Source organism: Tsukamurella strandjordii (assembly GCF_039525985.1).
Lineage (GTDB): Bacteria > Actinomycetota > Actinomycetes > Mycobacteriales > Mycobacteriaceae > Tsukamurella > Tsukamurella strandjordii.
This window is the reverse complement of record NZ_BAAAII010000013.1, coordinates 103,151-122,292: the sequence shown is the minus strand read 5'-3', so window position 1 is coordinate 122,292 and position 19,142 is coordinate 103,151. Positions and strand designations below refer to the sequence as shown.

Sequence of the window (19,142 nt, the reverse complement as noted above, 5' to 3'; positions counted from 1 at the left end):
GTGCAGGCCCGGTCGGGAGCGACACGGAGCGCAGCGACGCGGGCAGTCTGGGGGCACTCACCACGGGAGCAACCCTACCGCTGGAACCTGTGGGTTCCCGGGTGGTTCAGTCGTGCGCGGCGTAGATCGCCGCCGCCAGCTCCGTGCGCAGCGCCTGGAATTCGGGCGTACCGGTCACCGCGGGGTCGCGGACCACATCGGGCCCGTCGCCCGGCAGTTCCACCTTCCGGTCGATCACCACGCGCCCGGGACGCGCGCTCATCACCAGCACGCGGGTGCTCAGGAACACCGCCTCCTCGACCGAGTGGGTGATGAAGACGATGGTCTTGCCGGCGTTGCGCCAGATCTTCAGCAGGTCCACCTGGAGCCGCTCACGCGTGAGCGCGTCGAGCGCGCCGTAGGGCTCGTCCATGAGCACGATCGCCGGATCGTTGACCAGCACCCGCGCGATCTGTGCGCGCTGCTGCATACCGCCGGACAGCTCGTAGGGCCGCTTGTCGCCGAAGTCGCCGAGCCCCACCAGGTCCAGCAGCCGCTGTGCCTGTTCACGGCGCTCGGTCTTGCCCACGCCGCTCACCTTGGGCCCGAACTCGACGTTGCCGCGCACCGTCAGCCAGGGGTACAGGGTGGGGGCCTGGAAGACCACGCCGCGGTCGGCCGACGGTGCGGTCACCTTCGACCCGCCCACCTCGACGACGCCCTCGGTGGGGTCCTCGAATCCGGCGATGAGCCGCAGCAGGGTGGTCTTGCCGCAGCCCGACGGTCCGACGATGGAGACGAATTCGCCCGGCTCGATGGTCAGGTCGGTCGGTTGCAGGGCCACGGTCTGGCCGCTGGCGGTGTCGTAGGTCTTGCCGACGCCGGTCAGTTCGACGCGTTCGGTCTCGCTCACTTCGCTGCCTCTCCGTACACGCCGTCGGTGTAGTGCTGCGCCGAGCCGACGCCCTGCACCTGTCCCTGCTGCAGCAGGAATTCCGCGGTTCTGCGGATATCGGCGCCCAGCTGGCCGCCCAGGTAGTCGGGTCCGGCCTGCGTCGCCTTATCGAAGTAGGCGTACCCCTTGACCTGGGTGAGCACCTGCTCCAGCGGTACGCCGAGCTGGCCGGCGATGTGCTCGGCGGCCTTGTTCGGATCGGTGTTGAGCAGGTTCGCGGCCCACCCCTGCGCGGCGCTCCACACCTTGAGGAAGGCCGCGTTGTTCTGCACGAAGTCGGCGCGTGCGCCCTCCAGGTCGAAGGTGGGAGCGCCCTGCTCGGCGACCTTCGCGCTGTCGGTGAGCGGACTGCCCTTGAGCTGGCTGAGCGTGGGCTCCCAGATGTACGTGGCGTCGATCTGGCCGCCGTTCCAGGCGCCGCGGATGGCGTCGGGGGCCAGGTTGATCACCTGGGCGTCCGTGACGCCGGCCTTGTCCAGCGCGGTCAGCAGGCTGTAGTGCGCGGTCGAGGCGAAGGGCACGGCGATCCGCTTGCCCTTGAGGTCGGCCACGGTCTTCAGCGCGGGATCCTTGGCCACGAGCGATTCGGCGGCGCCGATCCGGTCCTGGATCCAGATCACCTTCATGTCGATGTTGAGCGGGGCGCTCAGGGCCTTCGCGGCGGGCGCGCTGCCGAGCAACCCGATGTCGAGCGAGTTGGCGCCGAAGGCCTGGATCACGTCGCCGCCCGAGGAGAACTTGCTCCACACCGTCTTCACGTTGGGCAGGCAGGTGTTCAGCAGGCCGGTGTCCTTGACGATGAGATCGCCGTTGGGGATCTCCTGCCAGCCGATCCGGACGGTGCCGGTGACCGACGGGTCCACCGCCACGGGGCACGGGGTGGCGCCACCGATCGAGCGGGACTGCTCGGCGCGGCCGGACTCGACGATGCAGCCGGACAGCGTGAGCCCCACGCCGACGAGGGCGGCCGCCTTGAGGGCGGTCAGGCGGTTCATGCCTTCCCCTTCCACGGAACGGCCAGCAGGCCGATCCACTTGATCAGCGAATCCAGCAGCAGCGCGGTCACACCGATCACGATGATGCAGGCGATGGTGAGCGGGGTGTTGAGCTGCTGCCCGGCGAGGTAGGCGAGGCCGCCGATGCCGGGGATGCCGTTGTTGAGTTCGGCCGCGACCACGGTGGTCCAGGCGAAGCCCACGGCGATGCGGATGCCGTTGATGACCTCGGGCAGGGTGGCCGGGACGATCACGCCGCGGATGGTCTGCAGCCGGTTCGCGCCGAGGGCGCGGGCGGCGTTGATCTGGTCCTGGCTCACGCCCTGCACGCCGTTCACGGTGGAGATGGCGATGGCCGGGAAGGCGGCGAGGAAGAGCAGCCAGATCTTGCTGGTGTCGCCGATGCCGAACCACACGATGAGCAGGCCGATGTAGCCGAGCGGCGGCAGTGCGCGCAGGAAGTTCAGGTAGGGCTCGATGATCGTGTTGATGGTCTTCGAGGTTCCCATGGCGAAGCCCAGCAGCGGTCCCAGGATGATCGCGGCGCCCACGCCGGCGAAGATCCGCTGGAGGCTCGCCACCAGGTGTTCCCAGAGGAAGTAGTTCTGCTCGCCGAGCACCTCGCGCGGGACACCGGGCGCCACCTGGTGCCAGGTGCTGGCCCGCACCGCGGCCTGCCACACGGAGGCCGGGGTGGGCAGGAACTTCTCGTCGATCAGGTGCAGCCCGCTGATCAGCCACCACACCGCCAGGAAGGCGATGAGCGCGGTGATGCGCACGAGCCACGAGCGGACCGCCTCCGGGAGGGGTTCGATCACGGCGTTCTTCACCCGCAGGAGCGGGGGCTCTCCAGCCATGAACGTCCTCTCGTCCGGCCGGCCCTCGTCGGGCGGCACGGTGACGTGACCTTTCCAGATCTCACCATGCTGGTACAGGGTTTCGATCGGAGTGGGTTTTTCGTCAGACGGTGCGCCGGTGCACCTCGCGCGCGCTCACCTGATCACGGGCCAGGATCGTGATGTTGTCGATGTTCACGTGCGGCGGACGGGTCACGGCCCAGGTGACGGCGTCGGCGATGTCGTCGGCGTGCAGGTTGTCCACGCCCTCGTAGACCTTGGCGGCACCGTCCACATCGCCGCGCAGCCGGACGACGGAGAACTCGGTCTCCACCAGGCCCGGGTCGATCTCGATCACGCGGATCGGCTCCCCCTTGAGTTCGAGGCGCAGGGCGCGGGTCACGGCGCGGGCGCCGAACTTCGCGGCGTTGTAGCCGGCGCCGGTGGCGTAAGCCTCGTGGGCGGCGATGGAGCCGATGGTCACCACGCTGGCCGACGGTGACTGCCGCAGCGTGGGCAGCAGCCGCTGGGTGACACGCAGGATCGACAGCACGTTGATGTCGTACATGCGCAGCCAGTCCTCCTCCTTCGCGGCGTCGATGGTCTCGGTGCCGATGGCGCCGCCCGCGTTGTTGACCAGGACGTCGACGGCGGGGATGGCGTCGGTGAAGGCCTGCACCGAGTCGACATCGGTCACATCGAGCGGCAGCGCGGTGACGATCCGCTCGGGGAACTCGGCCTCGAGCTGCCGCTTGAGGTCCTCCAGGCGCTCGACGCGGCGGGCGCCGATCACCACGTCGAATCCCGCCCGCACCAGGTGCCGCGCGGTGGCGGCCCCGATTCCGCTGCTCGCTCCGGTGACGACGGCGACTTCACTCACGGGTACTCCTCGGCTCGGCGGGCGGTGCGGTGTCACCGTATCGCGCCGATGCGCGCTGCCGCCGGGCCGAAGCCCCGCGACCGATTCCCGCCAGCACGCGGGCCGGTGCCGCGGTGGACTGGGACCATGCGCTCGATTCCGCTGCAGTTCACCGCCCTGGCCCTGGCCTGGGGGTCCAGTTTCCTGTTCATCAAGGAGGGGCTCGCTGGCCTGTCCCCGGCGCAGGTGACGGCGGCCCGGTTGACGATCGGGGCGCTCACCCTGGCGGTGACCGCGGCGGTGCTGCGGGCTCCGCTGATCCGGGAGCGGCGGGCGGTGGCGCACATCGCCGTGGTCGCGGTGTTGCTGTGCGTGCTGCCCTTCACACTGTTCGCGTGGGCGGAGCAGCGGATCGATTCGGCGGTGGCGAGCATCATCAATTCGACGACGCCGCTGATGACGGTGGCGGTCACGCTGGTCGCGCTGCGATCGGAGCGTCCGAGCCGGAATCAGCTGCGGGGAATGGCGATCGGCTTCGCCGGGGTGTTGGTGGTGCTGGCGCCGTGGCAGCTCGGGGCGGCGGGATCGATCGCGGGACAACTGGCCTGCCTGGCGGCCACGGCGAGCTACGGGGTCGCGTTCGTGTACCTGCGCAGGTTCGTGACCCCGCTCGGCCTTCCGGCGCCGTCGGTCGCGCTGTACCAGGTGGCGATCGGGGCGGTGCTGATCGACGGCTGGATCCTGCTGGGGGATCGTCATCAGGCCGTCGCCTCGCCGCAGGTGGTGGCCGCGATGGTGGCCCTCGGGGTCTTCGGGACCGGGCTGGCGTACCTGTGGAACACGAACATCGTGGCCGCCTGGGGCGCCGCCGCCGGATCCTCGGTGACCTATCTGACGCCGGTGGTGGGCGTGCTGTTGGGCGTGGCCGTGCTCGGTGAGCGGTTGACCTGGAATCAGCCGGTGGGCGGGTTGGTGGTGATCGCCGGGATCGTGCTCAGCCGCGTGCCAGCCCCACGTCCACCCGATGATGCTCCAGATCGTGCAGTGCGTAGCGCGCGAACGAGTCCACGGTGAAGGCGGAACCGTTGCTGCGCAGCCCCCGTCGTTCCCACTGATCCTCGCCGACGGCCCGGTAGGCGTCGGCGAAATCGGCGGCGGCGGCCGCGAGTTCACGGGCCACCACCGCCGGGTCCTGCGCGGTGTAGTCGTCCTCGTCCGCGGTGGCGTCCTGGTCCCAGTTCGCGAACCGCGCACCGTCTGCCACGGCCTCGTCGTAGGACAGCATCAGCGCGAGCCGGGATCGCATGATGCGGTGCACATCCCGGATGTGGCAGCCGTACTCCAACGGCGACCAGGTGCGCTCGTCTGGCCGGACCGCGACGCAGGGCCGGGCGAGCACGGCCTCCCAGCCCGCCGCCGACCGCGCGATGCGATCACCGACGTCGGTGCGGCGCACCGAGTCGGGGTCGTACCCGCACTCGGGGCACGCCCGCTCCATGACCCAGGTCCAGTCCTTGGTGTCCGGTGTGATCGCCATGCGCAGAATCTACTGCGCCACCGCCGCCGCGAGATCGTGCAGGACCGAATCGCTCGTGGCGAAGTCCATGCACTTGTCGGTCACCGACTGCCCGTAGACCAGCGGCCCCGGACCGGGCTGCTGCGCACCGGCGACGAGGAAGGACTCCAGCATGATGCCGGAGATCCCCGTCTCCCCCGCCGCGATCCGGGCGGCGATCTCGCGCGCCACCTCGGCCTGACGGACGTGGTCCTTGCCGGAGTTGGCGTGCGAGGCGTCCACCATGAGCGACGGTGCGATGCCCGCCTTCTGCAGCGCCGCGACGGCCGTGCTCACCGAATCGGTGTCGAAGTTCGGGCCCATGCGCCCGCCACGAAGGATGATGTGGCAGTTGTCGTTCCCCGCGGTCTCCACGATGGCGGCGGTGCCGTCGTCGTCGGTGCCGAAGAAGACGTGGCGGGCCGCGGCGGCACCCACGCCGTCGATCGCGACCTGGACGTTGCCGTCGGTGGCGTTCTTGAAACCGATCGGCATCGACAGGCCCGAGGCCAGCTGGCGGTGCACCTGCGATTCGGTGGTGCGGGCACCGATCGCACCCCAGGCCACGGTGTCGGCGATGTACTGCGGGCTGGTGGGTTCGAGGAACTCACAGCCCACCGGCAGGCCGATCTCCAGGATGTCCAGGAGCAGCTGCCGGGCGGTGCGCAGGCCGCGCGGTACGTCGTAGGACTCGTCCATCCCGGGGTCGTTGATCAGGCCCTTCCAGCCCACGGTGGTGCGCGGCTTCTCGAAGTACACGCGCATCACGATCAGCAGTTCACCGGCGAGTTCGTCGGCGATCGGCTTGAGCCGGCGCGCGTAGTCGAGGGCGGCCTCGGGATCGTGAACGGAGCACGGCCCCACCACCACCAGCAGGCGGCGGTCGCGGCCGGCGATCACGTCGGCGATCGCGGCACGGTCGGCCTCCACCTGCGCGGCGAGGCGCGGGGCCAGCGGCAGTTCGCCCTGCAACGCTGCGGGCGAGGGAATCGCGTGGAACGCGGTGACCCGGCGATTCGATGTGGACGCCGGACTCTCGAGCTCGATGGTCATGTCAACCTTCCTGGTGTACTGCGGCACCAGACGAATTCCCCCGGTGCCTACGAAAAAGGCAGCGATCGCTCGCTGCCTCGGCTCCGGGTGTGTGTGCGGCTGAAGTTATCCGCGCATGCGCGCTTCACCGCCGGCTCCACCCGGAGCCTCGGTAAAGCGCCAATACATGTGCGCGTTCATACCCACATCAAGGAAGATAGCACACCCTAAGCCGACAGTTCTGTGGCGAGGGTCTCACCGTCGGTGACCGGCAGGGAGCAGACCGTCCCCCGGCACACGTAGGCGGCGGCGCGGCCGTCGACCGGGCCCCGCCCCTCCAGCAGGGGATGCGAATCTTTAGGTCCGGCAACGACTACCGCGCCTCCGGGAGCCAGCCTCCGGGCCTCGGCGGCGAGCGCCGCGGCGCCGGCACCGTCGGCCACGGCGATCTGCAGGCCCGCCGCGGCCTGCTCCGCCACGGCCAGGTGATGCCCGGCTCCGCGCGGCACGCGACGGATCAGCTCGCCCGACCGGGCGCGGGTCGCGGCGGCAAGCCTCGCGTACCTCTCCCCCAGCAGCGCCTCGGCGTAGGTGAGCGCCTCGGCCATCAGGCTCGTGCCCGACGGTGTCGCCCCGTCCGCGGGATCGCGGGGACGGGTGAGCAGGGCTTCGCCGTCCGACGGTGCGTCGTACCAGCCACCCGCGGCCTCGGGGTCGGCGAAGCGGTCGATGGCGGCGTCCAGGATCGCCGTAGCGGCATCCGCCCAGGCCTCGTCGCCGGTGCGCTGCCGCAGAGCCAGCAGACCGGTGACCAGGGCGGCGTAGTCCTCCAGCATGCCCAGCGCCTCGCCGACCTCGCCGCCGAGCGAGCTGCGACGCAGGACCGTTCCGTCCCAGTGCTTCTCGAGGAGGTAGCGGGCGCAAGCGGCCGCCGCGTCGACCCGGCCGGCCTCGGCCAGCGCGGTGATCGCCAGGCCGTTCCACCCGGTGACGATCTTGTCGTCGCGGGCGGGCTGCGGGCGGGTCAGCCGTGCCGCGAACAGCTTTCGCCGGACATCGGCGAGCCGCGCAGGATCAGGCTCGCCCCGCAGTTGCAGCGTGGAGGCGCCGTGCTCGAACGTGCCACGCTCGGTGACCGCGAATGTGTCTGCCGCCCAATCACCGTCGTCCTCGCCGAGCACCTCGACCAGCTCCGCGGGCGTCCACACGTAGGTGGCGCCCTCCACGCCGTGCCCCTCCACCTCGGTGTCGGCGTCCAGCGAGGAGGCGAATGCGCCATCGATCCCGAGGTCGCGCACCAGGAAGTCCGCGGTCTCCTCGGCTACCCGCAGCGCCAGCGACGAACCGGTGCGCCGCCCGAGGTGCGCGTAGAAGCGCAGCAGCAGCGCGTTGTCGTAGAGCATCTTCTCGAAGTGCGGCACCACCCAGTCGGCGTCCACGGCGTACCGGGCGAAGCCGCCGCCCAGTTGGTCGTAGATGCCGCCGCGGGCCATCGCCTCCGCGCACCGCACCGCCACCCCGTAGGCCGCGGGGTCGCCGGTGCGTTCGTGGTGCCGCAGCAGGGCCTCGACGGTGGCCGAGGGCGGGAACTTCGGGGCCCGGCCGAAGCCGCCCGACGGGTCCTCGTCGGCCACCAGGGTCGCGACGGCGGCGGCGAGATCGTCGGAGCTGGGCGGCGCACCGTCGGGCAGGCCGGACGAGGCCTGACGTAGATGTCCGGCCACCTGCTCGGAGACCCGGTCGACCTCACCGCGGCGCTCGCGCCAGGTGTCGCCGATGGCGTCGAGGAGCTGTGGGAAGCTGGCCTGCCCGTTACGCGGCTCCGGCGGGTAGTAGGTGCCGCAGTAGAAGGGCACGCCCGCCGGGGTGAGGAAGCAGGTCATGGGCCAGCCGCCCTGGCCGGTCATGGCGACGGTGGCGTTCATGTAGATCGCGTCCAGATCGGGCCGCTCCTCGCGGTCGACCTTGATGCACACGAAGCCCTCGTTCATCTGCTGCGCGATGGCCTCGTTCTCGAAGGACTCGTGCGCCATCACATGGCACCAGTGGCACGCGGCGTAGCCGATGGACAGCAGGATCGGCACGTCCCGCTCCGCCGCCTCCGCCAGCGCCTCCTCGGACCACTCACGCCAGTGCACCGGATTGTCGGCGTGCTGCCGGAGGTAGGGGCTGGTGGACGCGCCGAGTCGATTGGTCACGTCCACCAGCGTAGGCGGCTACGGGGTGAGCTTGTAGACGGTCGCCGTACCGACCGTGGTCGCGGTGTAGTTCTGCTTCACCCAGTTCTCGATCTCGGAAGTACCTCGGCCGGGACCGAATCCGCCGGAGGCGATGTAGTAGGAGATCCGACCGTCGCGCACCCACTGCTGGAACTGCGCGAGAGTGGGTGCGGGATCGGAGCCGCTGAAGCCGCCGATCGCGATCACGGGGCGGCCCGAATTCAGTTGCAGCGCACCCTGGCTCTGCGCGCCGTTCACCGCCGCCGCCCAGTCGGTGTCGGTGCCCTTGAGCAGCGCGACCACCTGCGCGTCGGCGCCAGCATCTCTCGGGCGCCCGTCGGCCTCGCCCTGCCGTTCGCCCGAGAGGTCGGCGGGGGCACCGTCGGGACGCATGCCTCCGCCCGGGAAGGCGCTGCCCGACTTGGCCGTCTGCACCGCGGTGGGAACGCCGCCGCTGTGCGCCGTGCCCGCGGTCGAGACGCTGAACGCCGCGGTCGCGAGGCCACCGGCGAGCAGCGCCAGCATGAGCACGGCGGCCACGGAACGCCGCCCGCCCGCGCGGGTCACGATGAGTGCCGCCACCGCGAGCACCGTCAACGCCCCGAGCACGATTCCGAGCACCGGCCAGGCGTAGCCCGCCCGCCAGGCCCGGACGATGCCCCAGCCACCCGCGGCAACCACGAGCACCACGAGCGCGAGGGTGCCCGGCACCGTCGACCGCCTGCTCCACGCGACGGCCGCGCCGCAGCCCACGAGCACCGCGATCGCCGGGGCCAGCGCAACCGTGTAGTACGGATGCACCGTGCCGCTCATGTACGAGAAGAGCACGCCCGTCACCACCAACCAGGTACCGAACACGGTGAGCCCCAGGGCCACATCGCGATCCAGGCGGCGGCGCGCCACCAGGACCAGCCCCACCACGAGCACCAGCAGCGCCGCGGGCAGCAGCCAGGAGATCTCGTTGCCGAACTCGTTGCTGAACAGCCGTGCCAGGCTCGGAGTGCCGCCGAAGGAGGTCCCCGTCGCACCGCCGCCCGGTCCGCCGCCGCCGGGACCGGCCGCGCCGCCGCCGGAGTTCCCGACGATCCGCGCCAGGCCGTTGTAGCCGAGCACCAGATCCATGAACGTGCCGTCCTTCGAACCGCCGATGTACGGCCGCGAGGACGCCGGCCACAGCACCGTGAGCAGCACGTACCAGCCGGCCGAGATCACGACGGCCACGACGCCCAGCGCCAGATCCCGAGCCCGCCGCAGCCAGGTGGTCTGCGCGAACAGCAGGTACGCGAGGCCGAAGCCCGGCAGCACCAGCAGGCCCTGCAGCATCTTGGTCAGGAAGGCGAAGCCGAGCAGCGCGCCGCACGCGACGAGCCAGCGCCACGACGCCGCCTGGCACGCCCGCACCGTGCAGTACGCCGCCGCGGTCATCAGCAGCACGAGCAGCGCGTCGGGATTGTTGAACCGGAAGATCAGCACCGCGGCCGGCGTCAGCGCGCACACCGCGCCCGCGAGGAGCGCGCCGCCGGTGGCCGTCCGCTCGGGCAGGGCGGCCAGGAGCCGCCGCGTGGTCAGGTACACCAGGCCCACGGTGGCCACCCCCATCACCGCCTGCGGCACCAGCACCGACCACGACGAGAGCCCGAAGATCCGCACCGACAGCCCGGTGACCCACAGCGCGGCGGGCGGTTTGTCGACGGTGATCACGTTGCCCGGATCGAGCGATCCGAACAGCCAGGCCTTCCAGTTCAGGCCGCCGGCCTGGGCGGCCGCGGCGTAGAAGTCGTTGCCGTAGCCGTTGATCGCGAGGTTCCAGCAGTACAGCAGCGCCGTCATGCCGAGGAGCGCGGACACGGCGAGGCGCCGCGGAGTCAGATGCTTCACCCCACGAATCTCGCCCGTGGTCCTGGCCGGACCCGGCGGTGGGGCTGGGAGGTCGCTGTGAGCGCTACGGGGTGCGGTCGCGGCCCGGATCGTCGACGGGGGCGGTGCCGTCGCCGGTTGCGGGATGCTCGACACCGGCGTGATCGGTGCCGCCGGCCTCGTCGCCCTCGCCGGGCTGCTCGTCGTCGAAGGACTCGGGCAGGTTCTTCACGTGCTTGTTCATCGACCGGATCAGCAGGAAGGTCACCGCCAGCAGGGCGACGATCACCGCGAGCCCGAGCGGGGTGGCCTTGCCGAACTCCGGGCCCTTGGGCTTGGGATCGTCGGCCAGCAGGATCACCGCGTCGGACGCCAGTTGGAGGACGCTCATCACTTCTCGACTCCGCTGAACAGGTCCGTCTCCGGCATCCGGGTGCTCACGGTGGTCTTGGCGAGCTCGTACTCCTCGGTGGGCCACAGCCGCTGCTGCCACTCCATCGGCACCGCGAAGAACGGGCCGTTGGGGTCGATCTGGGTGGCGTGCGCGCGCAGGGCGTCGTCGCGGACCGGGAAGAACTCGCCGCACTCGACCTGCGTGGTCACGCGGGCCATCATGTCGTTCTTCTCGTCCTTCCACCGCTCCAGCCACTCGGCGTAGGGGTTGTCCAGGCCGGCCTTCTCGAACTCGTCGGCGAAGGCCTGGAACTTCCCGCGCAGGAAGCCGTGGCTGTAGTAGACCTTCGAGATCTGCCAGGGCTCGCCCGCCTCGGGGAACTGCTCCGGGTCGGCGGCGGCCTCGTAGGCGGCCATCGACACCTCGTGGGTCTTGATGTGGTCGGGGTGCGGGTAGCCGCCGTTCTCGTCGTACGTGAGCATCACGTGCGGGCGGAACTCGCGGATCACGCGCACCAGGCGTTCGACGGGGATCTCCAGCGGCTCCAGCGCGAAGCTGCCCTCGGGCAGTGGGGGCAGCGGGTCGCCCTCGGGCAGGCCCGAGTCCACGAAGCCGAGCCACTGGTGCTGCACGCCGAGGATCGCGGCGGCCTTGGCCATCTCCTCGCGGCGGACCTCGGGCAGGCGGTCCTTGACGCCGGCCACGTCCATCGCGGGATTGAGGATGTCGCCCCGTTCGCCGCCGGTGAGGGTCACCACGAGTACGTCGTCGCCCTCGGCCGCGTAACGCGCCATGGTCGCGGCGCCCTTGCTCGACTCATCGTCCGGGTGTGCATGAACGGCGAGTAGCCGGTATCCGGTCATGCACTCCAGTCTCCCTGATCGGCCGACGGGACGCCGCGCCGGGTGTGCTTCGATGGAGGCATGTCCACCGTCCCCGCCCGGCCGTCCGATCGGTATCCCGACGAGCAGGATCCCCGGCACACCCGCCGGCTGCTGGTGATCGGGCTCGTGGTCGTGGTCTTCCTCGGCGTCGGCCTGGCCTATCTCGGCTACTCGAAGTTCTCCGACAAGCCGGTGAGCGGCGAGACGGCGGGGTACTCCGTGGTGTCCGATTCCACCGTCGAGGTGCAGGTCACGGTGACCCGCAAGGACGCCTCGCAGCCGGTGAGCTGCATCGTGCGCGCCAAGAACAAGGCGGGCGACGAGGTGGGCCGGCGCGAGTTCTACGTCAAGCCCTCGGCGGACCCCGTCGTGGTGGTCTCGAGCGAGGTGCGCACCACCGCTCCCGCCGCCGTGGGCGACGTCTTCGGTTGCGGAACCGACGTGCCCGCGTACCTTGACCGTTCGTGAGCACTGACAGCACCCCCGAGAACGAACCGAAGTCTGGGCGGCCGGCCCGCACCAGCGCGCCGGCGTTCGCCGCGATCCCCAGTCCCTACTTCCCCGCGCTCGTCGGCATCTTCGTCGGCGTCATGATCATCTCGAACATCACCGGCACCAAGGCCGTAAGCCTGTGGTCGTCGTCGCTGCACTTCGAGATCATGGGCCTCACCTTCGACGGCCTCCCCACGGACGGCGCCTTCTACCTCTTCCCCCTCGCCTACGTCCTCGGCGACGTGATCTCCGAGGTGTACGGATTCAAGGCCATGCGCCGCGTGATCGCCGTGGGCTTCGGCATGCTGGTGCTCACGGCCACGTGCATGTGGATCACCAGCCTGCTGCCCGCACCCGCCGATGCGCCCGCTTCGGCCGCCGCCTTCGACACCATCGCCACCGTCGTGCCGATGCTGCTGGTGGCCGGTCTCGCCGGATACGTCGTGGGTGAGTTCATGAACTCCTACGTCCTGGTGCGGATGAAGGCCTGGACAGGCGAGAAGCACCTGTGGTCCCGGCTCCTGGGTTCCACCGTGGTCGGCGAGTTCTTCGACACCCTGGTCTTCTGCTCCATCGCCGCGCCGGCGATCGGCTGGTCGGGCTCCGAGTTCGTCGCGTACACGATCATCGGCTTCGTCTGGAAGACGCTCGTCGAGATCGTCATCATGCCGCTCAGCTACGCGGCCTGCGCCTTCCTCAAGCGCCGCGAGCCCAGTTACCAGCAAGCCCTGCTCCAGGTCTGACCCCCGGCACCATGACGCTAGTCATGGTAAGGTTGCGGGATGCACGGTTCCGCGTCGGAGCCGTGTATTGCTGCATTTCGGGCCCCGGCGCCGACCGGGGCCGGTCCGCTCCCGGGCACGTCGCCCGAGCGGCCCCTGAACCACTACGACGAACGGAAGTGACATGACGGACACTCAGGTGACGTGGCTGACCCCGGAGTCGCACGAGCGCCTCAAGAACGAGTTGGACGCGCTGATCGCCAACCGCCCCGTCATCGCCGCCGAGATCAACGAGCGTCGCGAAGAGGGCGACCTCAAGGAGAACGGCGGCTACCACGCGGCCCGCGAGGAGCAGGGCCAGCAGGAGGCGCGCATCCGCCAGCTGCAGGAACTGCTCAACAACGCGAAGGTCGGCGAGGCCCCCACCCAGTCCGGTGTGGCGCTCCCCGGCTCGGTCGTGAAGGTCTACTACGACGGCGACGAGAAGGACACCGAGACCTTCCTCATCGCCACTCGTGAGGAGGGCGCGCAGGACGGCGGCCTCGAGGTCTACTCCCCCAGCTCGCCGCTGGGTGCCGCCCTCATCGACGCGAAGGCAGGCGAGACCCGCGAGTACACCATCCCCAGCGGTGCCACCGTCAAGGTCACCCTGGTGAGCGCGGAGCCCTACCACTCGTAACAGACGACAGCGGGCTCACTCCGGCGTGGAGTGAGCCCGCGTCATCGTTCGGTTCCCGTGTGCGGCCGGCCTATCCGGCGGAGCGCGTGCGCAGGAGCTGACTCACGGTGACGAAGGCGTACCCCTGATTCGTGAGGTCCGTCAGAGCCCGGTCCAGAGCCGTCGCCGATGCCAGGAAGGTGTCGTGCAGCATGACGATCTGGCCGGGCTTCATCTGCATCAGCACCTTGGTCAGACCGTCCGGGTCGCCCTGGTAGTTGTAATCGCGGGTGTCCAGGTCCCACAGGATCTGCGACAGACCCAGCTTCTTCCCGGTGTCCACCACCGACTGCGAGGTGTGCCCGCCCATGGGCCGGAACAGCGTGGGCGTGATGCCCACCGTCTGCTGCACCGCCGCATTGGTCTGCGAGAGCTGCGTGCTGTTCTCCTCCGCCGACAGCGTGGTCATGTCGGGCTGCGACCAGGTGCCGTTCGCCACCTCGTTGCCGGTGCCGGCGATGGCCACCATGATGTCGGGGTTCAGCGTCACCTGGGCGCCGGTCACGAAGAACGTGCCGCGGGCATTGTGCTGATCGAGGGTCTGGAGGAACTGCCGGGTGGCGGGTCCGGGGCCGCCCGAGAAGGTGAGCGCGACGCACTTGCTCTTCGCGCAGTCCACCGAGCCGTCGGGCAGGTACACGGGCTTGGCCACGGCGCTCGGCACCGAGGTCGGGCTCGGCGGGGGCGGTCCGGCCGGTGCCGCGGCCTGGGGCGACGGTGCGCCGGCCGGTGCGGTCGGGGCGGGAGCGGGGGCGACGGGCGCGGCGGGACCGGTCGGAGCCGGCGGCGGCACGACGACCGTCATGGTGCGCGGGGCGGGCGACGATGTCGCGGGGGCGCTCGGCTGACCGGGTGCGGTACCGCCCGGGCTCAGCCCGGCGCCGGGGACCGCGGACGGGGTGCTGGACGGCAAGGGATCGAAGGTCAGGCTCGAACCCGCACGGTCCGTGGACGTCCCGTTCACCGTGCACGCGCCGACGATGGCGCCGGCGATCACCAGCGCACTTCCGCCGACCGCATAGTTGCGGACCTTTCGGCTCTGTTTGGGCCTCAAGAGCACACTCCAGACACTTGTGTCATCTTCTACAACACCAGTCACACTAGTCTCATCAGCCACGATTCGGTAGTCGCGGCAGCGGATGGTGACCGAGTCGTTACACCCGCGGCGCCCGGCCGCGCGGCTTGCCTCGGGCGCGGACCGCACCGCATCATGGCCACATGGGGGTGCCGTGGAGCGCGATCGACCGGGGAACGCGCCTGTTCTGGCGCACCGTCGGGCGGCGGATCGATCCCGACGGTGCGCAGTCCTGGCTCGCCGCACCGTCCAACCCGGTCGGGGCCGGCGGCGACGCCTGGCTCGAACAGTGGGAGCGCGCGGGACGCGTCGGGGCCGGCACGGCCGACGACGGCCTGATCCCGGACATCGGCGCGCTGGACGGGCCGGACTTCCGCTCCGCGGACCTGCACCCGCTGGTCCGCGACTTCTACGAGCACACCGGCGCCTACCGGATGGATGTCTGGTCGCAGTGGAGCGCGGTCTTCGCGCCGGGCGGCGAGGCGGTGGCGCGACTGTTCGGGCGCCGGGTCGAGCAACTCGCGCTGCCGGTCCAGCCCCTCGCGGTGAGCCGCGGCATGACGAGCCGGGTGCGGCCCGTCCTCGACGCCGAGGGCGAGCGGGCCGGGACCGCGTGGCTGCGCACGCTCGGCGCCGACGGATCGTCGGTGTACAGCGGCTACTACCGCGTCGGGGGTACGCCCGGCGACCCGCAGCCGCACGTGCACGTCTCGTTCCCGCTCGAGGAGGGCAACGTGCAGGTCTTCCTCGCGCCCCGCGCGGAGCGCGACGGTGCGCTGACCCTGCTCTCCCGGGGTGAGGCCTTCGGCCGCGACGGCGCGTACATCACCGTGCGGTCCGGCGGCGACTGGTACGCCGCGAGAGCACCACTGCGCGAACGCTTCCGGGTGTTCGTCGACGAGCTGGGCGTGCTCCGCACCGACCACTGGCTATCGGTGCGATCCCGCCCCGCGCTGCAACTGCACTACCGGCTCGAACGCCTCGACTAGCCGAGCGCGTTCTCCAGGTCGGCGATGAGATCGCCGATGTCCTCGATGCCCACGGACAGGCGCACCAGATCCTCGGGGACCTCGAGCTGCGAGCCAGCGGTGGACGCGTGCGTCATGGCCGCGGGGTGCTCGATGAGCGATTCGATGCCGCCCAGCGACTCGGCCAGGGTGAACACCTCGGTCCGGGCGCAGAACCGCTGCGCCGCCTCGCGACCGCCCGCCAGGCGCACGGAGATCATGCCGCCGAAGCGCTTCATCTGCTTGGCCGCGACCGCGTGGTTTGGGTGGCTCTCCAGGCCCGGGTACAGCACCGTCGACACCTCGGGACGACCGGAGAGGAACTCGACGATCCGCTCGGCGTTGTCGCAGTGCCGGTCCATCCGCACGGCGAGGGTCTTGATGCCGCGCAGCGCGAGGTACACGTCGAACGGTCCGGGCACGGCACCGGCGCCGTTCTGCAGGAAGGCGAAATCGGTGTCGAGCTGCTCGTCGTTGGTGACCAGTGCGCCGCCGACGGTGTCGGAGTGCCCGCCCAGGTACTTGGTGACCGAATGCAGCACCACATCCGCGCCCAGCGTGAGCGGGGTCTGCAGGTAGGGGCTGGCGAAGGTGTTGTCCACCACCAGCTTCGCGCCGCCGGCGTGCGCCACCTCGGCGAGGGCCTCGATGTCGCCGATGTTGAGCAGCGGGTTGGTGGGCGTCTCGATCCACACCAGCTTGGTGTTGGGGCGGATCGCCGCGCGCACCGCGTCGACGTCGGTGACGGGCGCCGGGGTGTGCTCGATCCCCCACTGCGAGAACACCTTGTCGATCAGGCGGAAGGTGCCGCCGTAGGCGTCGTCGGGGATGATCAGGTGATCGCCGGGGCGCAGGGTGGCGCGCAGCAGCGTATCGGTGGCGGCCATACCGGAGGCGAAGCCCCGGCCGAACGTGCCCTCCTCGATCGCGGCGAGGTTGGCCTCGTAGGCGCGACGGGTCGGGTTGCCGGTGCGGGCGTACTCGAAGCCGCCGCGCATGCCGCCGACGCCGTCCTGGGCGAAGGTGGAGCTGGCGTAGATCGGCACGTTCACGGCGCCGGTCAGCGGATCGGGCTCGTAGCCGGCGTGGATGGCGCGGGTCGAGAAGCCCTGCGCGGCACGGCTGTCGGCGGCGCTCTTCTGCTCACTCATGATGCGATGCCTTTCGTCTTGCCTGCTACTTGCCGTGGGAGAGGAAGCCGAGCACGTCGTGCCGGGTGATCACGCCGACGGGCTTGCCGTCGTCGATCACCATGAGCGCGTCGGACTCGCGCAGCGCGGAGTTGGCGGCGCTGATCGGCTCGCCCGCGCCGATCAGTGGGAAGGCCGGGCCCATGTGCTTGCTGACGGGGTCGGCGAGTGCCGCGCGGCCCTCGAAGACGGCCGAGAGCAGCTCGCGCTCGGTGACCGCACCGGCGACCTCACCGGCCATGATCGGCGGCTCGGCGCCGACCACGGGCATCTGGGAGACGTTGTACTCGGCGAGGATCTCGATGGCGTCGCGGATGGTCTCCGAGGGGTGCGTGTGCACGAGGTCGGGCAGTTCGCCCTTCTTCCCGCGCAGCACGTCGCCCACCAGGGCCTCCTGCTCGTTGGGGTCGAGCGGGGCGCGCAGGAAGCCGTAGCTGCTCATCCACTTGTCGTTGAAGATCTTCGACAGGTAGCCGCGGCCACCGTCGGGCAGCAGCACCACGACCACCGCATCGGGATCGCGCTCGGCCACGCGGAGCGCGGCGACCACGGCCATTCCGCAGGAGCCGCCCACCAGCAGGCCCTCTTCGCGGGCGAGCCGCCGCGTCATCTCGAAGGAGTCGGCGTCGGAGACGGCGATGATCTCGTCCGGGATGTCGGGATCGTAAGCGGTGGGCCAGAAGTCCTCGCCCACGCCCTCCACGAGGTAGGGGCGGCCGGTGCCGCCGGAGTACACCGAGCCCTCGGGGTCGGCGCCGATCACCTTGACCGTGCCGCCCGAGACCTCCTTGAGGTACTTGCCGGTGCCCGTGATGGTGCCGCCGGTGCCGACGCCCGCCACGAAGTGGGTGATCTTGCCCTCGGTGTCGCGCCAGATCTCGGGACCGGTGGTCTCGTAGTGGCTGGCCGGGCCGTTCGGGTTGGAGTACTGGTTGGGCTTCCACGCGCCGGGGATCTCGCGGGTGAGCCGGTCGGAGACGTTGTAGTACGAGTCCGGATGCTCGGGCGCCACCGCGGTGGGGCACACGACGACCTCGGCGCCGTAGGCCTTGAGGACGTTGCGCTTGTCCTCGCTCACCTTGTCGGGGCACACGAAGACGCACTTGTAGCCGCGCTGCTGCGCGACGATCGCCAGGCCCACGCCGGTGTTGCCGGAGGTCGGCTCGACGATGGTGCCGCCCGGCTTGAGTTCACCCGACTCCTCCGCCGCGTCGATCATCTTCACGGCGATGCGGTCCTTGCTGGACCCGCCCGGATTGAGGTACTCGATCTTCGCCGCGACCAGGCCGGATCCGGGGGTGACCACGGAGTTCAGCCGCACCAACGGGGTGTCGCCGATCAACTCGCTGACGTGTCCTGCGATACGCATGGCTCTATCGTCCCAGAACGCTCCCCGCGCCTTCATGCCGGTGTACGGGATCGCCAGTAGATTGTGCTCATGGGTTACACCCGGCGCCGGTTCACGCGCGACGCCCTTCGCACCTCCGCGGCCGCCGCCGGTGGTGCCGGTGCCACCTGGGGCGCGTATGCGCTGCTCACCAAGCAGGCCCGCACCGCCCGCACCGTGATCCCCCACCGCACCGACAAGGCACCGTCGAAGGACGGCGTCTACTACCCCGGGCGCGACGGAGTCGAGCGGCCCGGTCCGGCGCACCCGGCGGACGTCAAGCTCATGGTCTTCGGGGATTCCACCGCCGCCGGTCTCGGGGTCGACGATGCCGAGCACACCCCGGGGGTGCTGATCACGCGCGGCCTGGTGGCGGAGACGGGCCGCACGGTGCAGTACGCGTGCAAGGCGATCGTGGGCGCCACCTCGAAGGGGCTGGCCGGTCAGATCGAGGCGGCCTTCATCGCGAAGCAGATCCCCGATGTGGCGGTGATCATCGTGGGCGGCAACGATGTGACCGCGCTGAACGGGATCGAACCGTCGGCTCGACGGCTGGGCGAGGCGGTGCGCCAGCTGCGGGAGGCGGGCGCCGAGGTGATCGTGGGGACGTGCCCCGATATCGGTGTCGTGACGGCGATTCCGCAACCCCTGCGGTCGGTGATCCGGCGGTACGGTCTGCAACTCGCGGCGCGACAGAAGGCCCAGGTGCTGGCCGCCGGCGGACATCCGGTGCCCTTCGCCGACACGCTCACCCCGGAATTCCTGCAGGCGCCGGAGCGGATGTTCTCCCCCGACAACTTCCATCCGTCGGCGGCGGGCTACGAGCTGGCGGCGCGGCTCATCCTGCCCGAGGTGCTGGCGGCGCTGGGCGAGTGGCACGGCCCGCTGCCGTCGCCGCCCGAGGTCTCGGAGGCCGCTGATGCGCAGCGCATCACGGCGCGCCTGCGGCGGGCCCTGCGCGCCCGCGACTGAGACCGGTGCGTCGC

The 19,142-nt window shown here is 70.6% G+C and carries 19 protein-coding genes; 6 read left to right on the top strand and 13 right to left on the bottom strand.

Going from position 1 to position 19,142, the window contains the following annotated elements:
• Positions 1-106: 106 nt before the first annotated feature.
• From ABD108_RS20720 to ABD108_RS20705, 4 genes are all read right to left on the bottom strand, one after another.
• Positions 107-892, bottom strand: a complete 786-nt coding sequence (locus ABD108_RS20720; RefSeq protein WP_220658187.1) for an ABC transporter ATP-binding protein — start codon at positions 890-892, stop codon at positions 107-109.
• Positions 889-1,929 carry a taurine ABC transporter substrate-binding protein gene (locus ABD108_RS20715; protein WP_220658186.1) on the bottom strand — a complete coding sequence of 347 codons (1,041 nt, stop codon included), beginning with the start codon at positions 1,927-1,929 and terminating at the stop codon, positions 889-891. Before ABD108_RS20715 ends, ABD108_RS20720 begins: the two co-directional genes overlap by 4 nt.
• Complete coding sequence (locus ABD108_RS20710) at positions 1,926-2,786, bottom strand: ABC transporter permease (protein WP_220658185.1); 861 nt, start codon at positions 2,784-2,786, stop codon at positions 1,926-1,928. The genes ABD108_RS20715 and ABD108_RS20710 overlap by 4 nt, the downstream gene beginning before the upstream one ends.
• A gap of 103 nt (positions 2,787-2,889) precedes the next feature.
• On the bottom strand, positions 2,890-3,645 hold the full coding sequence (locus ABD108_RS20705; RefSeq protein ID WP_220658184.1) for an SDR family NAD(P)-dependent oxidoreductase: 756 nt from the start codon (positions 3,643-3,645) through the stop codon (positions 2,890-2,892).
• 126 nt (positions 3,646-3,771) lie between these two features.
• Here ABD108_RS20705 and ABD108_RS20700 point away from each other — a divergent pair, with 126 nt between their 5' ends.
• Complete coding sequence (locus tag ABD108_RS20700; protein WP_343931278.1) at positions 3,772-4,698, top strand: DMT family transporter; 927 nt, start codon at positions 3,772-3,774, stop codon at positions 4,696-4,698.
• Here the strand turns inward: ABD108_RS20700 and ABD108_RS20695 are convergent.
• The 6 genes from ABD108_RS20695 to mca all read right to left on the bottom strand — a co-directional run bounded on the left by ABD108_RS20695 (position 4,619) and on the right by mca (position 11,544).
• On the bottom strand, positions 4,619-5,161 hold the full coding sequence (locus ABD108_RS20695; protein WP_343931277.1) for a DinB family protein: 543 nt from the start codon (positions 5,159-5,161) through the stop codon (positions 4,619-4,621). The two genes, ABD108_RS20700 and ABD108_RS20695, sit on opposite strands and share 80 nt — an antisense overlap.
• A 9-nt stretch (positions 5,162-5,170) precedes the next feature.
• A complete protein-coding gene (locus ABD108_RS20690; RefSeq protein WP_255585683.1) occupies positions 5,171-6,232 on the bottom strand; it encodes a 3-deoxy-7-phosphoheptulonate synthase in 1,062 nt (353 codons plus the stop codon).
• 206 nt (positions 6,233-6,438) lie between these two features.
• Positions 6,439-8,409: a thioredoxin domain-containing protein gene (locus ABD108_RS20685; protein ID WP_343931276.1), complete on the bottom strand. Its 1,971-nt coding sequence runs from the start codon at positions 8,407-8,409 to the stop codon at positions 6,439-6,441.
• Positions 8,410-8,427: 18 nt separating this feature from the next.
• A complete protein-coding gene (locus ABD108_RS20680) occupies positions 8,428-10,308 on the bottom strand; it encodes an ArnT family glycosyltransferase (protein ID WP_343931275.1) in 1,881 nt (626 codons plus the stop codon).
• A 64-nt stretch (positions 10,309-10,372) separates the two neighbouring features.
• Positions 10,373-10,678: a hypothetical protein gene (locus ABD108_RS20675; RefSeq protein WP_255585682.1), complete on the bottom strand. Its 306-nt coding sequence runs from the start codon at positions 10,676-10,678 to the stop codon at positions 10,373-10,375.
• Positions 10,678-11,544 (bottom strand): mycothiol conjugate amidase Mca, encoded by an 867-nt coding sequence (gene mca, locus ABD108_RS20670; protein WP_220658178.1) that lies wholly within the window; start codon positions 11,542-11,544, stop codon positions 10,678-10,680. The genes ABD108_RS20675 and mca overlap by 1 nt, the downstream gene beginning before the upstream one ends.
• A 60-nt stretch (positions 11,545-11,604) precedes the next feature.
• Between mca and ABD108_RS20665 the strand changes: the two genes are divergently transcribed.
• The 3 genes from ABD108_RS20665 to greA all read left to right on the top strand — a co-directional run bounded on the left by ABD108_RS20665 (position 11,605) and on the right by greA (position 13,458).
• Positions 11,605-12,033, top strand: a complete 429-nt coding sequence (locus ABD108_RS20665; protein ID WP_220658177.1) for a DUF4307 domain-containing protein — start codon at positions 11,605-11,607, stop codon at positions 12,031-12,033.
• On the top strand, positions 12,030-12,800 hold the full coding sequence (locus ABD108_RS20660) for a queuosine precursor transporter (RefSeq protein ID WP_343931274.1): 771 nt from the start codon (positions 12,030-12,032) through the stop codon (positions 12,798-12,800). The genes ABD108_RS20665 and ABD108_RS20660 overlap by 4 nt, the downstream gene beginning before the upstream one ends.
• A 163-nt stretch (positions 12,801-12,963) precedes the next feature.
• Positions 12,964-13,458, top strand: coding sequence for a transcription elongation factor GreA (gene greA / locus ABD108_RS20655; protein ID WP_220658175.1), 495 nt, complete (start codon positions 12,964-12,966; stop codon positions 13,456-13,458).
• A gap of 70 nt (positions 13,459-13,528) precedes the next feature.
• Here greA and ABD108_RS20650 read toward each other — a convergent pair whose 3' ends face one another.
• On the bottom strand, positions 13,529-14,551 hold the full coding sequence (locus ABD108_RS20650) for a polysaccharide deacetylase family protein (RefSeq protein WP_343931273.1): 1,023 nt from the start codon (positions 14,549-14,551) through the stop codon (positions 13,529-13,531).
• 164 nt (positions 14,552-14,715) lie between these two features.
• Here ABD108_RS20650 and ABD108_RS20645 point away from each other — a divergent pair, with 164 nt between their 5' ends.
• The gene (locus tag ABD108_RS20645) at positions 14,716-15,561 is read left to right on the top strand and encodes a hypothetical protein (RefSeq protein ID WP_343931272.1); all 846 of its coding nucleotides are present in this window, start codon (positions 14,716-14,718) and stop codon (positions 15,559-15,561) included.
• On the opposite strand, the gene ABD108_RS20640 is transcribed toward ABD108_RS20645, so the two are convergent.
• Both ABD108_RS20640 and ABD108_RS20635 read right to left on the bottom strand, forming a co-directional pair.
• The gene (locus ABD108_RS20640; RefSeq protein WP_220658172.1) at positions 15,558-16,730 is read right to left on the bottom strand and encodes a cystathionine gamma-synthase; all 1,173 of its coding nucleotides are present in this window, start codon (positions 16,728-16,730) and stop codon (positions 15,558-15,560) included. The genes ABD108_RS20645 and ABD108_RS20640 overlap by 4 nt on opposite strands.
• A gap of 25 nt (positions 16,731-16,755) precedes the next feature.
• Positions 16,756-18,138, bottom strand: a complete 1,383-nt coding sequence (locus tag ABD108_RS20635) for a cystathionine beta-synthase (protein ID WP_343931271.1) — start codon at positions 18,136-18,138, stop codon at positions 16,756-16,758.
• 69 nt (positions 18,139-18,207) lie between these two features.
• Between ABD108_RS20635 and ABD108_RS20630 the strand changes: the two genes are divergently transcribed.
• Positions 18,208-19,128, top strand: a complete 921-nt coding sequence (locus ABD108_RS20630; RefSeq protein ID WP_220658170.1) for an SGNH/GDSL hydrolase family protein — start codon at positions 18,208-18,210, stop codon at positions 19,126-19,128.
• Positions 19,129-19,142 lie beyond the last annotated feature (14 nt).

Bases quoted from the DNA above. Each gene is read 5' to 3' on its own strand.
- ABD108_RS20715 (WP_220658186.1), bottom strand. From the start codon at position 1,929: ATGAACCGCCTGACCGCCCTCAAGGCGGCCGCCCTCGTCGGCGTGGGG.
- ABD108_RS20710 (WP_220658185.1), bottom strand. From the start codon at position 2,786: ATGGCTGGAGAGCCCCCGCTCCTGCGGGTGAAGAACGCCGTGATCGAA.
- ABD108_RS20700 (WP_343931278.1), top strand. From the start codon at position 3,772: ATGCGCTCGATTCCGCTGCAGTTCACCGCCCTGGCCCTGGCCTGGGGG.
- ABD108_RS20695 (WP_343931277.1), bottom strand. From the start codon at position 5,161: ATGGCGATCACACCGGACACCAAGGACTGGACCTGGGTCATGGAGCGG.
- ABD108_RS20690 (WP_255585683.1), bottom strand. From the start codon at position 6,232: ATGACCATCGAGCTCGAGAGTCCGGCGTCCACATCGAATCGCCGGGTC.
- ABD108_RS20675 (WP_255585682.1), bottom strand. From the start codon at position 10,678: ATGAGCGTCCTCCAACTGGCGTCCGACGCGGTGATCCTGCTGGCCGAC.
- mca (WP_220658178.1), bottom strand. From the start codon at position 11,544: ATGACCGGATACCGGCTACTCGCCGTTCATGCACACCCGGACGATGAG.
- ABD108_RS20665 (WP_220658177.1), top strand. From the start codon at position 11,605: ATGTCCACCGTCCCCGCCCGGCCGTCCGATCGGTATCCCGACGAGCAG.
- greA (WP_220658175.1), top strand. From the start codon at position 12,964: ATGACGGACACTCAGGTGACGTGGCTGACCCCGGAGTCGCACGAGCGC.
- ABD108_RS20645 (WP_343931272.1), top strand. From the start codon at position 14,716: ATGGGGGTGCCGTGGAGCGCGATCGACCGGGGAACGCGCCTGTTCTGG.
- ABD108_RS20640 (WP_220658172.1), bottom strand. From the start codon at position 16,730: ATGAGTGAGCAGAAGAGCGCCGCCGACAGCCGTGCCGCGCAGGGCTTC.
- ABD108_RS20635 (WP_343931271.1), bottom strand. From the start codon at position 18,138: ATGCGTATCGCAGGACACGTCAGCGAGTTGATCGGCGACACCCCGTTG.
- ABD108_RS20630 (WP_220658170.1), top strand. From the start codon at position 18,208: ATGGGTTACACCCGGCGCCGGTTCACGCGCGACGCCCTTCGCACCTCC.